This is a genomic window from Paraglaciecola sp. L1A13, assembly GCF_009796745.1.
Taxonomy (GTDB): Bacteria; Pseudomonadota; Gammaproteobacteria; order Enterobacterales; family Alteromonadaceae; genus Paraglaciecola.
The window spans coordinates 865825-881961 of the sequence record NZ_CP047024.1; the positions used below are offsets into that span (position 1 = coordinate 865825).

Annotated in this window: 11 protein-coding genes; 6 read left to right on the forward strand and 5 right to left on the reverse strand. The window is 42.7% G+C overall.

Features of this window, described 5'->3' with window-relative positions; genetic code table 11:
- Positions 1–56 precede the first annotated feature (56 nt).
- Entirely contained in the window at positions 57–2048 is a 1992-nt protein-coding gene (locus GQR89_RS03550) for a tetratricopeptide repeat-containing sulfotransferase family protein (protein WP_158768794.1), read from the forward strand.
- A gap of 38 nt (positions 2049–2086) precedes the next feature.
- Here GQR89_RS03550 and GQR89_RS03555 read toward each other — a convergent pair whose 3' ends face one another.
- The 3 genes from GQR89_RS03555 to GQR89_RS03565 all read right to left on the reverse strand — a co-directional run bounded on the left by GQR89_RS03555 (position 2087) and on the right by GQR89_RS03565 (position 6188).
- Complete coding sequence (locus GQR89_RS03555) at positions 2087–2743, reverse strand: sulfotransferase family 2 domain-containing protein (protein ID WP_158768795.1); 657 nt, start codon at positions 2741–2743, stop codon at positions 2087–2089.
- A 307-nt stretch (positions 2744–3050) separates the two neighbouring features.
- Positions 3051–3785, reverse strand: coding sequence for an SDR family oxidoreductase (locus tag GQR89_RS03560; protein WP_158768796.1), 735 nt, complete (start codon positions 3783–3785; stop codon positions 3051–3053).
- A 483-nt stretch (positions 3786–4268) separates the two neighbouring features.
- Complete coding sequence (locus GQR89_RS03565; protein ID WP_233269064.1) at positions 4269–6188, reverse strand: S9 family peptidase; 1920 nt, start codon at positions 6186–6188, stop codon at positions 4269–4271.
- A gap of 414 nt (positions 6189–6602) precedes the next feature.
- Here GQR89_RS03565 and GQR89_RS03570 point away from each other — a divergent pair, with 414 nt between their 5' ends.
- Entirely contained in the window at positions 6603–7400 is a 798-nt protein-coding gene (locus GQR89_RS03570) for a PEP-CTERM sorting domain-containing protein (protein WP_233269065.1), read from the forward strand.
- A 73-nt stretch (positions 7401–7473) separates the two neighbouring features.
- On the opposite strand, the gene GQR89_RS03575 is transcribed toward GQR89_RS03570, so the two are convergent.
- A complete protein-coding gene (locus GQR89_RS03575) occupies positions 7474–9390 on the reverse strand; it encodes a DNA topoisomerase III (RefSeq protein WP_158768799.1) in 1917 nt (638 codons plus the stop codon).
- A 324-nt stretch (positions 9391–9714) separates the two neighbouring features.
- Between GQR89_RS03575 and GQR89_RS21265 the strand changes: the two genes are divergently transcribed.
- The 4 genes from GQR89_RS21265 (at position 9715) to GQR89_RS03595 (ending at position 14590) form a co-directional block, all read left to right on the forward strand.
- Entirely contained in the window at positions 9715–10092 is a 378-nt protein-coding gene (locus GQR89_RS21265) for a hypothetical protein (RefSeq protein WP_199271367.1), read from the forward strand.
- A 381-nt stretch (positions 10093–10473) separates the two neighbouring features.
- The gene (locus GQR89_RS03585) at positions 10474–12222 is read left to right on the forward strand and encodes a cytosine permease (RefSeq protein WP_158768800.1); all 1749 of its coding nucleotides are present in this window, start codon (positions 10474–10476) and stop codon (positions 12220–12222) included.
- A gap of 9 nt (positions 12223–12231) precedes the next feature.
- Complete coding sequence (locus GQR89_RS03590; protein ID WP_158768801.1) at positions 12232–13734, forward strand: mannitol dehydrogenase family protein; 1503 nt, start codon at positions 12232–12234, stop codon at positions 13732–13734.
- Positions 13735–13951: 217 nt separating this feature from the next.
- Positions 13952–14590, forward strand: a complete 639-nt coding sequence (locus GQR89_RS03595; RefSeq protein ID WP_158768802.1) for an NAD(P)H-dependent oxidoreductase — start codon at positions 13952–13954, stop codon at positions 14588–14590.
- Between the two features lie 77 nt (positions 14591–14667).
- Here GQR89_RS03595 and yegD read toward each other — a convergent pair whose 3' ends face one another.
- Positions 14668–16095: a molecular chaperone gene (gene yegD, locus GQR89_RS03600; protein WP_158768803.1), complete on the reverse strand. Its 1428-nt coding sequence runs from the start codon at positions 16093–16095 to the stop codon at positions 14668–14670.
- Positions 16096–16137: the final 42 nt, after the last annotated feature.

A 16137-nucleotide genomic window follows, 5' to 3' on the forward strand; every position in this document is an offset into this window, starting at 1 on the left:
GTAAGATCAACTGACCCAAAGTTTGTTACCAACATATAACTCCCGGAGTGGCAATATTGAGCACTAAGAATAACGGTCAAGCTAATGCTTTAATTCAAGAAGTGTACAAGGTGATCAAAACAAATATTCAGCAAGCAAAATTTAGCGAGGCCATTTTGCTCTGCCAGAAGCAACTTGCCGCCGATTTACCGGACAACGACCGAATCGAAGTATTATATCTGTTGGTTGTTGCGCAAAGACTACAAGGGGAGCACCACGGGGCGCTTGAGTCGAATAAAATGTTACTTGAACTGAATGCTGAGCATGCCCGCGCATGGCAAGAAAATGGCTATTTGTATTCGGCTATGGGAGAACATCTAAAAGCCGCGCAGGCTTTCTATCAAGCGACACAACTTAATCCCGCATTATTATCTAGCTGGCGTGCAATACAACCGCTTTATGACAAACAGGGTAATAGCAAAGCAGCGGCGATTGCCAAAGGACAAGTTGAATATTTAGCTGCACTACCAAGCGCGGTTTTAGGTGCGACGGATTTAATGTATGAAGGAGATTTACATACTGCCGACAGGATTTGCCGTCAGTTTCTACAAACTAAAAAGCATCATGCTGAAGCAATGCTGTTATTGGCTGAAATCGGTATTCAATTAAAAGTTTACGGCGAAGCAGAATTTATTCTAAGTAGTTGTATTGAGCTTTATCCCCAGAACAAAGTCGCGGGTATGGCTTACCTAAAATTACTGGCTAAAATGGCTAAATTTGCTGAAGCCAAAACATTAGCTGATAAGTTATTGGTTGCGTCGCCCTCTAACGCGATTTTACTCTGTGCTAAAGCCAGTGCCATGGTCGGTTTAGGGGAAGTGAAAGGAGCCATTTCAATCTATCAAGACTTGTTGCAGCAAAATCAAGATCAACCAGGAATACAGCTTTTACTCGGTCATGCGTTAAAAGCTCAAGGGGATTTATCCGCAGCGATTGCCGCATACCAACGGGCTTACCATTTCAATAATGAACTCGGTGATGCTTATTGGAGTTTAGCGAATACCAAAACCTACCATTTTAGCGATGCTGAACTGGCCGCAATGGAAGCACTTGTTAGTAAACCCAAGGTTAGCCTAGAAAATAGAATTCACTTACATTTTGCCTTAGGTAAGTCTCTTGAAGACAGAAAATCGTTTGATGCTGCGTTTGCACATTATGCCAAGGGTAATCAACTCAAGCAGCAACAGATCAAGTACAACCCTGATGCATTCGAAGGTCAGGTTGCCAAGCAAATCGAAACTTGCCGGCCAGAACTTTTTGCTCGCTTGCAAGCAGTTGGAGAGCAAAGCGCTGACCCCATTTTTATTGTCGGGTTACCCAGAGCAGGCTCAACCTTGCTTGAACAAATTTTGGCTTCCCATTCTAAAGTGGACGGCACCATGGAGTTGCATGATATTCTCGGGTTGGCTTCTAAATTACAAGGTCAGAAGAATCAATACCCAGCAATATTGTCAGATCTCGATAAAGGTTACTTTGCCCGCTTTGGGCAGAAATACCTGCAAGATACTCACGTTTATCGCGCGGGAGCGCCATTTTTTATTGATAAAATGCCCAATAACTTTCTACACATAGGTCTAATTAAGCTGATACTGCCTAACGCAAAAGTAATCGATGCAAGACGTGATTCAATGGCCTGCTGCTTTAGCGGTTTTAAGCAACTATTTGGTGATGGGCAAGAGTTCAGTTACGGGCTTGAAGACATTGGACGCTATTATCGAGCTTATGAAAAATTGATGTCCCACTGGGACAGCGTTTTGCCAGGGTTTGTGCTTAAAGTACAACACGAAGCGCTTATTGATGATTTACATGGGCAAGTGCAGCGCATACTCGATTTCTGTGGATTGCCGTTTGAACAACAATGTATCGATTTCCATAAGACTGAACGAGCGATTAAAACGCCCAGCTCAGAACAGGTTAGGCAACCAATTTATCGTACTGGAATGGACCAATGGAAAAATTTCGAATCACACTTGTCCGCCTTAAAAGACGTATTGAGTAAAGGGGCTTAACCTTACGCTGAAGAACAAGGGCATTGATGTGGCTGTTTTTATTCGAATTGATAATTGAGTAACTCAACATCACGTTGGTAATGCTTTGCAACCGCTGCAATTGATGCATCGTCGTAGTAACTGCGATAATCTTTTTGGCGGTCGAGGGCTTTGCGTTTGTGAGGAAGACATACGTTTTTCATACCACAGTGTTGACTAATAACGTTGAAATCTTCGGCTAAGGTTTCATAGCGTCCAATATAATCCACTATCACATTGCCATCTAAGTCGACTAAATGGTCGCTCTGTAATTTTGTAGCAATATCAAAGTGGAAGATATACGGTCTTGCAGGGTCAAATTTATACTTAATGAATTCTTTAAAATTTCTAATACCATCTAGCAGTGCTGGCTTTTCACGCTGAATATGATGATAAGAAGAAACCTGCAAATCCCAAGGGTTACGAACAAACGCAAACTTATATAACTGATGAAAAAAAGCGTCGGGCAACATTTCTTTGGCTGCGATGGCACCCGAGTGACGTGGGAACTTAGTGCCTGTAATATGGCCGCTCATATTACTTAGTTTGTGGCAGGGAAACATTAAGTAATACATAGGGTCTTGCCAGCGTAATTTATTAAGGACCGCACGAACGCTTGTTCCACCTGTTTTGGCGATGTGTATATATAAAAACTTGTAACGGTGGTTTAGCAGCATGTGATGCCCTTAGTTCAAAGCTATTCTGGTCAAATGCGCCAGTAAATCTATCTCTAAAAAGACAGTAGCAAACGATTAGAAGAAATCGAAGAGCACAACGTGATAATGCTGAAGAACTCCACGTTTAAGTAAAGTTTTGTCAGTGCCTTTGTTTACTTCAGTGAGGTTGTCAGGAAAGGTCACAACGCAATAATGGCTTGTAGTTATGGGACCAATTCGGAAATTTTTTGGATAGATATTGAAGCTGTAGCTAACTAAATGCTCAGGTGTAGCGGCTTAGGTGTAGCCGCTAACGTGAAGGTTGAACTTAGACTATGCCGCCATTTGCTCGTAGCACTTGGCCATTTATCCATGCTCCGTCAGGGCCAACTAAGAAGGCCACTGCACGAGCAATATCATCAGGTGTGGCTAATCGTTCTAATGGACTCATCTTAGCTAAACGATCAACCACTTCTTGTGATTTGCCATTTAAAAATAAATCTGTGGCTGTGGGCCCCGGTGCCACCGTATTAACGGTGATTTCTTTGCCGCGTAATTCTTTGCTTAGAATAGCACTGAGGGTTTCAATCGCTGCTTTTGTTGCTGCGTAAATACCGTAGTTCTCTAATTTTAAGCCAACTACGCTGGTGGACAGATTAACAATTCGCCCGCCATGGGGCATACGGTTTGCCGCTTGCTTAAGTGTATTGAATGTCCCTTTTAAGTTGACGGCGATTTGCTCATCAAAATGTCCTTCTTCGCTTTGCGCCACAGGGGCATTTATCATTATCCCCGCATTATTTATTAATACGTTAATTGGGCCTAATTCGCTTTCAACGGTATTGAACATATCGTTCACATCATCGGTAATGGCGACATTGCACTGAACCGCCACTGCCTGGCGATTCGCTTTCTTTAATTCGGCCACCAACGCTTTTGCCGGCTCGGCATTTTTAGCGTAATTAATTGCTACTGCAAAACCATCCGCTGACAATCTACGCACTATCGCTGCGCCAATACCTCTTGAGCCACCTGTAACTAACGCTACTTTTACAACGGGCATAATTGCCTCCTGATTAAGTGATAAAAAATAATTTAGCTTACAGGGTTTGGCTTTAAAGGTGCATCTTAGAAAATTAATCTTACAATTCCATTTTTAACACTCAAAAATATAAATTTTGCTTTGTTTATGCTCGCAGGCTTCGCAAAAAGAACCTGGTATAAATTGATAACGTCGCCTGGTTTACAGATAATTTTTTAAGCCAAACCTATGGGAGATAGATATGGTTTTGTGTATATATGGTTGATCATCAGACTTTTGTTATTGGCAAGTATCATCATGATCGAACTGAAATAGTATTTGTCAGCCCAAGGGGGACTGCGTATCGATTGCGACCGATGGTTTGGGGGAATATTCAAAAAAAGGTGAGGAAAATATGAGTTTCAGCAGCCGGTAGAATTTCGCACACACTAGCCGCTGTCTTCATTGCGCTAGGTCAACTGAAACTGACGTAGCGCACAATTTGGGTTATTGCTTGCTGAGCACTTATTCGCTAATAGCGGCGGATTGGCTTGAGGCGTTGTCGCCTAAATGCACTTTTAAAAAAGCATCCATTTCTGCAAATACTCGATGACGATTACGTTGAATAGATAAATAATGATCGCCATTTTTCAATTCCACGTATTTGACATCTTTGTTTAAATCTTGCAGTTCATCAAACATTTCACGGCTTTGACCTACTTCTACCACGCGATCATCTTCTCCGTGTAGTAATAGCATGGGAATATTAATTTTTTCTGCGCTGTAATAAGGAGAACGGGCCGCTAAGTCATCTTCATCGTCGCCAATTTGCTTTTTAACAAATTTCTTATTTAGAAAATATCTACTCTTACTGACTAAGCGTTGTAGATCCATCACACCGGCAAAACTAATCGCACACTTGAATAAATCAGGGCTTTTAACGGTGGCCATGGCAGCAGCATATCCACCATAACTCGCCCCTACAATACATATGCGATTAGGGGCAGCGATTTTTTCATCTATCAGCCAGTGGGTGGCATCCGTGATGTCGTCTTGCATAGTTAATCCCCAACCCTGCATTTGACTATTGGCGAATTGTTTGCCGTAACCCGACGAGCCCCTGAAATTAGGGCGAAAGACGGCGTATCCTCGATTAGTGAAAAATGACGTCCAATAATCAAAGCCGTCATATTCTCTCGCGCCAGGTCCACCGTGAGGGTGCACTATGGTTGCAATGGGCCCATTGGCCCCATTGGGCAGGGACAAATAACCTTCTATTTTTGTACCGTCTCGCGCGGTATAACTCACTAAATTGTGGTTGGTGGGGGCGAGGTCTTGTAGACCTGGATATTGCTCGAAGAGCATCACCAGCGACCTTTTTGGACGATTACCTAAAAAATATTCACCAGGTATAAAGTCGCTTTCTGTATAAAGTAGATAGCTTTCTTCGTCGTCGCTAAAATCAATTAAATAATTACTCGTATCAGGTAGAGCTTTGTCTAACGAGGCTTGGAAATGTTGATAATTCTCATCCCAATATATTCTGCCCGTCGGGCTATTAGCATGGCGTATACCAATGACATCGTTAAGCTTGGTGGAATAAATCAGTGAGCCATCTACATCATAATCGGGATCCTCAAAGACTAATGTGGATTCCTGGGTAGTAAGGTTTATTTTATATAAGGCTTTTTTATCGCCCTTGTAAGCATTGTAAAATAATATGTTGGGGTCTTTCGCAAAGCCCAAAGGTGCGATACTCACTTCTTCTAGTGCGTTGTGTTCAAACATCTTTTGCCAATCGTCTTCCCCTGGTAAACGATAATGAATAGACGCTTTGCCCGTTTTATAGTTAAGAGATTCACCCAAGCGCACATTGCCCTGACGGTCGGCCATCCAGCTTCGTACCCTCATTTTGCTTCTTTGTAGTCGATGTCTACTTCGCGTGTTGATGTTGACTCTATATACAGATGGCATGTTGGCCACATCGAGATCTAATGCGAGCAGTATATGGTCAGGATCATCAGGCAAAAAAGACACGACTGTATCTTGAAATTGTGATCTGTGTTCGTTCGAACGACCGGATTTTGGTCTAAATAAATTACGCTGCTTGACTTCATCTTCACCAATATTTATGGCGACTAGCTGCGTTTCAGTGAACTTTACCGTGCCTTGGGTGCGGGCAATCCGCAGGCTGACGATGACCGTTTCTTCATTGGCCCATCTAAACCAGCTGACCTTCACACCTTCATTATCTGATTTAACCAACATTTTTACTTTGTTCGTTTTTAAATCTAAAACGGAAAGCACAGAAACCTCGGGATTGAGGTAGTTTTTGATAAAAGCAATTTGCTCGCCATTGGGTGATAAATCGGGTTTTACCACTAATGGCAATCGACTGTATTGGGTTGTGGGCAGCTCAACACCTTTACTCGGTAAACTCAGCATCAAACTTACCGATATTATAAAGACGCTCAAAGCGCCCGGGACGTTCCTTATCATTGCATTCATCCTTTACATCTAATTCAACCTTTATCCTAACATCGTCGTTAAAAAGTAACACTGCGCTTGGGTAATTTAATTTATCTGTGTTGTAGAGGTTATTACTTCCTGCAAAATAAACGGATGTTTTAGACTTAAATATTCCGTCCTTTTTATTTGTGGTTAAAAATAGATTTATTCAATATATATCTATTAAAATCATCAGGTTAACTTGTCAGGCTTTTTTACAGTGTTAAAATTGTTAATTTTTAAGCTATTGATATTAAAGGGTATTTTTTAGTGGCTGGTTTTTTGCTTATTCGCCGCGCCTCTAAAAACTTAGACGCTATAAAAAGTCAATAAAATCACATGGAAGCAGTAATGAAATTAATCTCTTTAAAGCACGTATTTCCCGTTTTATGTTTAGGTGTAGCCACTATGCATACTGGTGCAACGGTTATCGATAATGTTGATAATCTGAATGGTATATATTTTACGGAAAGTTTTCAGGCTAGCTCTGAGCCAAGTAGCGCGCCAAACTCTGAGCCGAGTAATGTTGTGCAACCTCTAGACTCTGCAAATTTAGGAGTGATCTGTGATGATACTATTCTTTCCTCAATACCTTGCGGCGGCGGAGATGATGAAATCGATCCTGGTTATGCGGACAAAGGGGTTGGAACATACACTGTCACTAACAATCTAGTGAACAGTACATTGGTGGGGTTTGGTATAACGAATGTGGATACCGTCGCATGGATTGACGATGAACTTGATGCTTGGGTTGGAAATCAATACGTTAGCTACACTGCTATGACGATCGATGCATCTAATTGGCAAACTGAAAAATTATACGGTGTAGATGATGAAGTGAACACCGCACAAGATTTGTACGGTGATATTGATGACTTTTTTAAAGACGGTGAAAATACGTTGAATTGGTATAGTTATTTCGATGGGGCATTAGGATATGGTCAAAGTTGGGGAGGGTTCAAATTTTATGGCGATGGACCCCGCTCATCTTTATATGGGATATTAGAAGTTGATGGTTCACCAACCGTGTTTGCTAATGGCATTACGCCGTTAAACGCTAATACCCCCGTTACTAATGTACCTGCACCAGGCGCGTTAGCTTTGTTAGCTCTAGGTATATTTGGCGCGTTATTACGTCGCCGCAAGTAGAAGCAAACTGAAGTAAAAGCAAAACTAAGCAACCGTTAGGGTTAGCCGAGCGGTTTTTTTTATTAAAAATTTATTAATTTGCTTTCTTCTTTCGCCATTTCTTTTTGTAAGCGGGTTTAGTCGACGCAAGACCGGCGAATTGACTCGTGTCTATTTGCTGGCTGGCGCCGATTAACTGTGTAAGTGATAGCGTTAAGGGTTGCATAAAATCTTGATAACGCATCTGTCGCTGGGCAATTTTATCTAGGTTTGACTCCCAAATAGCCGTCATATCAGGCTGAGTTGCTTCACTGGGAAGGGCGTTTATCAGCGCTTTACCTGTGGGAGACGCGTGTATTTCCTTACCTACTTTTTGCATAAACAGACGTTTAAAAAGTAAATCAATAATCGACGCACGGGTGGCTTCAGTACCTAAACCGTCCGTGTCTTTTAAAATCTTCTTAATGTTGCTGTCTTGTACATAGCGAGCAATGCCGGTCATGGCTGCCAATAGCGTCGCTTCGCTGAAGTGCTTGGGCGGGGAGGTTTGTTTTTCAACCATTTGTGAATCAATGCAGTCCAGTATTTGTCCCTTTGTCAGGGAAGGGAGTTGAGGCTCGTGCTTATCCTCATTTTGTTTGGTTAATGCTAGCCAGCCTTGATCTGTGGTGGACTTTGCTTTTGCCATAAACTCGCCTCCGGCAATGGTAATCACTGCGGTTTGTTCCTGATATTTATGAGGCCCATAGAACTGCATTAAATATTGAGTAGCAATCAACTGATATATCTTCGCTTCGTCCGGTGTCAAAATTGCCAAGGCCTTCGTTCGACTGGTAGGGATAATTGCATGGTGGGCGTCGACTTTACTGTCGTTCCACGCTTTTGACTTGAGTTTACAGTTGGCATTTTCTACCGCGTTTTGCTGGGCTGGTGAGTTCGCTTTAATGGCACTTAATACAGCGGACGCTTCGCGAAAATGCTCAAGGGGTAAATAACGTGAATCGGAGCGTGGATAAGTTATGAGCTGATGCCGCTCGTACAACGATTGGCAAATATCGAGTACAGACTTCGGTGATAGATTAAAGCGTTTAGATGCGTCGATTTGCAGTGCAGACAAATTATACGGCAGGGGTGGGGGGCTTTGTTTACTTTTGACTGCATTGGACTCAACCAGCCCAGGTTGGCCAGATGTTTTTTTGACGACTGTTTCAGCTAGCTTTTTAACGATGACTCGCCCTTCTTCGTCTTGATAGGGCTCGCAAGCGGCGCTAGGTTGCCATTTGGCAGTAAACTGTTGACTGTCTTCGTTATGCTTTTGCTGTGTCGCCAGTGTGACGATAACCTCGTAAAAGGGTTTTGATTGAAATTGTGCAATTTCAAAATCACGCCTAACGACTAAGCCAAGTACCGGAGTTTGCACACGCCCCACTGATAACACCCCTGAATACCCTCCGCGTTGCCCCAGCAATGTATAAGCTCTGGTTAGATTTAATCCATAAAGCCAATCGGCTCTTGAGCGGGCGAGGGCTGATATTGATAAACCGCTGAATTCGCGGTTGGAGCGTATATTTTTTAATGATTTTTTGACTGCGCTTACATTCAAATCGTTTATCAATAAGCGTCCAGCGTTATCGATCAATGCTCGCTTAACTCTACAGTAGGTGATCACCTCATCAACCAATAGCTGTCCCTCGCGATCAGGATCGCCAGCGTTGACTATTTGACTGGCAGTTTTGAGTAAACGCTTCACCACAGTCAGTTGTTTGCTGGTGCCTTTTTTAGGCACTAATATCCAGTCTTGGGGGATGATAGGTAAATGTTGTAACGCCCATTTGGCATAAATAGGATTGTATTTATCTGGCTGTGCTTGCTCTAATAAATGACCAATACACCAAGTGACACAATCACCGTTTTCTAGCTCAATATAGCCGTCACGCTTTTGTTGTCGCCCCGCAAACCCCTGAGCAATGGCTCGGCCGAGACTTGGTTTTTCTGCGATGTATAAAATCATAAAAACAAACTGTATGAAAAAACAGTATTGTAGCAACAAAATGCCAAAGGGAGTAGCCGCTAGCATGTGTACACATTGATTGGATGACGGCGAAGATTTTGTGCTTAAACTTAGCGCGCTGCCTGGGCCTTTGGATTAAAAAGATAATCAAACGGTTCAGCTTCACGTTAAGAGCAACAATACTTTACGATCACTTACTTTGTCACCCATAAATCAACCGACTGTTTGCCTAGGCGAATCTCATGACGTATTGCAAGGCAACCTATGGGGGAAGGGGCACGCCGATTCAACATATTGACCGTGACCCTACAGCGGGTAGATTAGGTGGTTATATTAACCTGTGTCTATGCTGTCGCTAATTCATTAGTGGAAGATTCTGGGTATCGTTATGTTCAGATACACGAAAAAGGCAGTGACTTTGGTATGCTCACGTTTGATTTAGGCAAGCAAACTTATATCATGAATGCTTATAAATTTTTGATTGATGTAAATGATAAAAAAACATCTAACCAAATTGACGGCCGCCCAGTGACGATGCATAAAGATGAGAGTCGCGGTTTAATCGGCATAGTGAGTATTTTATCTATTGAGTGTAATATGCCTGCGCCTACTTCCCTCTTTAAATCTGCATTGCTTCTTTACGTATATTTTCACTTTTTTATCCGTTCGGTTAAAAAAAATACATTTTTTTATCTTTATTAATTCACAAAGTATTAACTACTCACTTTAATTACTCGCTGTCTAAAGTGATTTCATATATTGTTATCTTATTGAAAATATTAGAATTTATATTCTTAGGGATAAGAGTTTCAGGCGGATTCTAAATGCTAGGTTCGCAGAATTGACGATGTTGCCGAGCTTCAGTTGTCATTAACAAAGAGTTGACAAGTAGTACTCAATTTTGGGAATATGCTCGAACTAAGGGCATATGCCCATTTAATCGTCAGGTTCTAATTAAATGCGTGGGTTCGTTCAAAAGTTTTATTTGAGAACAGCGGCAATCACACCTATTAAGTTAGTAACGAAGTTCTCGGTAAATGGGTTCGGCGTGGGCATAAACAGACAGCTAGTTGGATAAACAATATGACGTCACAAACGCAAAACACCAATATCGGGAATATTAGCGAAGAGCAGCTACCGATTCCAAAACACAAATTAAAAGGGTGGACTCACTTTCTAGGTCTTTACGCCGGTGAGCATGTTGCTGCCACGGAATTTGTGTTTGGTGCGACGTTTGTCGCGCTTGGCGCGACCATGACCGATATTTTGCTCGGTCTATTAATAGGTAATATTTTAGCGGTCCTTAGCTGGACTTTTATCACTACGCCTATCGCCGTAGAAACCCGTTTAAGTCTTTATACTTACTTGCAAAAAATTGCAGGTGATTCAATGACTAAGCTTTATAATTGGGCGAACGTAATTATCTTCACTGTTATATCGGCCGCCATGATTACGGTCTCGGCTACAGCGGTGCGGTTCGCTTTCAATATACCAGCACAGCTGAATTGGTATCCGACTAATCCTTGGTTTGTGGCGATCGTACTGGCCGTGGGATTCATTGTGGTATTAGTGGCGATGTATGGTTTTACTGCGGTTTCTAACTTCTCTGGTATCTGTGCGCCTTGGTTGTTAGTTATGTTTGTTAGTGGCCCGTTAATTCTTATGCCAGCCCTTGCTGATTCAGTAATTGGGCAGACAAGCTTAAACGGTTGGGCAGATTTCATGGAGATTGGTAGTATATCAGTATGGACGGGACTGAATTCTAATGGTGAGCCAGGTATTGGTTTACTTGAAGTCATTGGCTTTTCTTGGGCCGCGAATACCATTACCCATGTAGGCTTGATTGATATGGCGTTATTGCGTTATGCACGCAAACGTTCATACGGTTTATGTACTTCAGCGGGCATGTTATTTGGTCATTACATCGCTTGGATTTCAGCCGGTATTATGGGTGCGGGGACCGCAATCATCGTACAGAAATCGATTGTTGAACTAGACCCAGGTGACGTTGCATATCAAGCACTAGGCCTATCTGGTCTGGTTATTGTTATCGTTGCTGGCTGGACAACCGCCAATGCCAATTTATACCGTGCAGGCCTAGCGGCTCAAGCCATTTTTAAAACGCATTCACGCAACAAAACTACCTTTATGGTAGGCATTGTGACAGTGTGTATCGCCTGCTTCCCCTTTGTTTTTACTAAGTTACTGCCACTTTTGACCTACGCTGGTTTATTGGTTGTGCCAGTAGGAGCCATTGTTTTTGCCGAGCATTTCATCTTTCCACGTATAGGTTTTACCCGTTATTGGGTAGCATATCGTCAGTTGACTCATAGCCGTCCGGCTGTTGTGGCTTGGGGCATGGGATTAGTGTTCGGTTTTGGTTTAAATGCGTTAGATATATTGTCTTTCTATTATCTATTTATTCCGACTTGGTTCTTTACCATTATTGTTTATACGTTTATGGCGAGACGCCACGGTGCGGCTGACGAGTACCCAGAAGAACAAGCTAATATGCAAGCATTCGACGAACGCGTAGAGCAGCATCAGGCTGCACAGGCAGAACTTGAACCTGAAGTATTGCAAGACATGTCAAAGCTAACCAAATTATTACGCATAACCTCTCTTGTAAGTTTGATCGTTACGTTCGTGTTGGCGTGCAATACCATGTTTTTCAGTGTTGGTATCCCTGACTATGAAGTTAACCGAGACCTGTTTTTCACCGTTGCTTTCGTTTGCACATTAATCTATTTTTTCACTGCTTATTGGGCAATGCAGCGTAAGAAAATGGTCTCTGTCACCAACACAAAAACCGCAGCTGCAACCAGCATTTAGGACACATAAATGACTAATCAAAATACTATTTTATTGAACCAAGCTAATCTGGCTGTACTGCCTGAAGGTGTCACGGTTCCAAATTATGATCGTAGCGCTGTTACGGCGGGTATTGTGCATATTGGAGTGGGAGGCTTTCATCGCTCGCATGAAGCTTTTTATACCGATGATTACATGCAGCAAAGTGGCGATTTAAGCTGGGGTATTTGCGGTGTCGGTTTGCGTGAAGGCGACCGTAAAATGCAGAGCATTCTTAAAGATCAAGATTTTCTGTACACATTGACCGTTAAGCATCCCAATGGGCAAATTGAAAATCGGGTTATTGGATGCCTTACCGACTTTTTGCTTAGCTGTGACGACCCGCAAAAAGTCATTGATAAAATGGCCAGCGAAGAAACAAAAATTGTATCGTTAACCATCACAGAAGGTGGGTATAACTTCAACCCTGTTACGGACGGATTTGATTTTGAGCATCCTGATGTGGTGCACGATTTAGCCCACCCAGAATCACCTCGTTTGGTTTTTGGCTATTTGGCTGCAGCCCTTAAAATACGTAAAGATGCTGGAAAAAAGCCCTTTACCGTGCAGTCTTGTGACAATATTCAGCACAACGGTAATATGACCCGCAAAATGTTATTGGCATATGTAGGTAAGTTTGATCAGGATTTAGCTCAATGGATTGCCAATGACGTGCAATTTCCTAACGCTATGGTTGATCGCATTACACCGGCGACTACTCCTGCCGATATGGCATATTTAACCGACGAAGTTGGCCTACAAGATAATTGGCCAGTTGTGTGTGAACCTTTTATTCAGTGGATCATTGAAGACAAGTTTAGCGATACACGACCATTATGGGAACAAGTCGGCGCGCAATTTGTGGCTGATGTTACGCCCTACGAAAAAATGAAAATTCGTCTACTCAACGCAGGGCACTCGGTACTTGGCATTCTAGGTTCAATTGATGTGCAAGAGACGATTGACTCAGCCGTACAAGAGCCATTATTCAGACGTTATCTGCGCCTGTTTATGGATAGCGAAGTAACGCCTATTCTCGATCCTGTTCCTGGTATTGAATTATCGGAGTACAAAGACGTGTTGTTTGAACGCTTCTCTAATCCGAATATTAAAGACAGCTTGTCGCGTATTTGCCTCGAGAGCTCGTCAAAAGTGGCGACCTTTTTGATGCCAACGTTGTTGGCAAATTTAGCCAAGCATGGCAAGATCGAATGTGTCACCTTGGTGTTAGCCGCCTGGTGTTATTACAGTGATAAACGAGTTAATTTACGTGGTGAACCATTGGATATTAACGATGTGATGGCTGACGAGTTGCATAAAACTGCTGCATTAACCGCGCAAAACTCTTTAGCATTTTTACAACTTGAAAGTGTTTTCGGGGACGTCAAGTCTCAGCCGCGTTTTGTAACCGAATACCAAAAGCAAATCAAAACCTTGTACGCCCATGGTGATATAAAAAGTCAGATGCAAGAGATTGTTAATCAGGCTGGTTAACGCCTGTGACTTAACTTCCCGGACTATTTACTGGTTAAATGTTCGGGGAGTTAGGTAATTTTTATCCTTAACAACTATATTATTGCTCATTATTTTACGTACGAACCGATAGCTAATTTTCTGCTGTGCCTTGTTTCCCACCTCTTTCATCCCTATTTAAACGGTAAGTTAAGACTGATGGCGTGTTCATTAAACACACCCTAAAAAAAGAGGTTATATGTCTGATTTACTGCAAGATTTACAATGGCGTTATGCGACTAAAAAATTTGATTCAAGCAAAGTAGTTAGCCAAGATAAAGTGGATTTCATTTTAGAGGCTATTCGCCTTAGTGCCAGTTCTAGCGGCCTACAACCATACGAAGTGATAGTGGTCACGAATAAAGAAATCCGTCAGCAAATCGTGCCTCATGCATGGGGACAACAACAAATCACGGATGCGTCTCACCTTCTTGTGTTTGCTGCTTGGGATAACTATACAGCCGAGCGCATTAACATGATGTTTGATTTGGTCAACGAACAGCGCGGCTCTATAAACCAAGGTTGGGAAGATTACCGAAATATGCTGCTCAATGCCTACCCTGGGCGTGATGCGCAAACGAACTTTGAGCACGCCGCCCGTCAAGCGTACATCGGTTTGGGCTCAGCCTTGATTGCTGCAGCTGACGCCAAAGTGGATAGCACGCCCATGGAAGGTTTTACGCCAGATGAAGTGGACGCTATTCTAGGACTGCGTGAAAAAGGTTTACGTTCCGTTGTCATGCTGCCATTAGGTTATCGCGCTGATGATGGCGACTGGTTAGTCAACTTGAAAAAGGTACGTCGTAGTGATGAAGATTTCATTACACAAGTAGCGTAAATACCGATAAGTGGTTTCAGTCAAAGCTGCTCACAGTGATAATCTGTGGGCAGCTTTTTTGTTCTTTAAATAGGATTTTAGCCAGTAAATATACGCTGGGCATGAGTGGTTAAACCTGAAGTGACACTACCAAAGTGATCACCAATCACAATTTCAAGACCGGGGAATACTGAGTTTATCCAGTGCTGAACCACAGGCGACATTGCGGTTCCCCCAGTGACGTATAACACGTCTGGTGTGGCCCCTGCTTGTTGAATGGCTTCTTTCATCAATCGTTCAAACTTACTCAACTCGTCAGCTATAGCATCGCTTAATTGAGAACGCGTGATCGGCACTTCAAAACCCTGTTCTATGTAATGCAGGGCTAAGCGAATATCTTCGTTGTCAGACAGCAAAATTTTTGCCTGTTCTGCACTACGGCTTACCCGCAGTCCATATTTACCGTCGCGTAACGCTTTTAGACGATTTAATTTGGGGTTAGGACTGATGCGGCAATACTCTTCAATATCTTTCCCTGTTATACGCCCATTAAACTCTTGCTGCGCGGCAACGTCGTTGACCGTCACGGCCTGTTTAAATAAGTGATTCGGCACAGGAAGACCATTATTTAACACGGTATTCTTGCCAAATTCAGGCATTAATGCCATTAGGGCGAGTTTGTTATCTAAATCAATACCGCCAATCCGTTTACCTGTGTGACTCAGAATACAATCTTGTCGATCAATTAACTTCACATAGCTGGGGCCCACTTTGATCATTGAGCAATCAGTAGTACCACCGCCTAAATCAAGGATCAATACAAGCTTGTCTTCGCTTAGCTGACGTTCGTAATCATAAGCAGCGGCCACGGGTTCCATTAAAAACTGTATCTCTTTAAAACCGACTTTTTCGGCGGCACTATTGATGATGCTCAAGGCTTGTTTATTACCGTCTTTGCCAAGCAAACCGTGAAAGTTAACTGGGCGACCAATCATGATTTGGCTTAGCTCATTATGTTTAAGGCTTTCAGTTTCCTGTTTGATAAAGGCGAGCATTTTTTCGACTATGGTGGTGAATACGGCTCGCTGCGTGGCGTTAATGTCTGCACCTAAAAATGATTTAGGTGATTTTATATAAAAGCCACTTTCGGGATCTGATATATGCATCAGCTCCGCTTCTTCACCAAAAATTACATCTCCGTTAGCTGCCAGCGCTTGTACTATGCTTTGTGCGCGTTGGTCGCCAGCATTATGCAGCCGGTGGGCTTTACGCAATTGCTTACGGGCTATATTCACCAGCTGTTCTTGTGTGAGGGAAAGGGTTTTATCTTGCTCATTTTTGAGTGCGGCGATTTGTGCGCCAAGCGCTTCATCGGTAATGATTGCAGGCGCTGACATTCCGTGTTCAATAAAAAGAGATGATGGAAGACGCGTTTTACCGTCCTCTAGAGGGAGTAATACGGGGTGTCCATTCTCCATTACGGCAATTGAACAATTAGAGGTGCCAAAGTCGAGGCCTGCAAACATTTAGGGTCCTTGGGATAAACAGTTTTTCCCATTTTAATATAA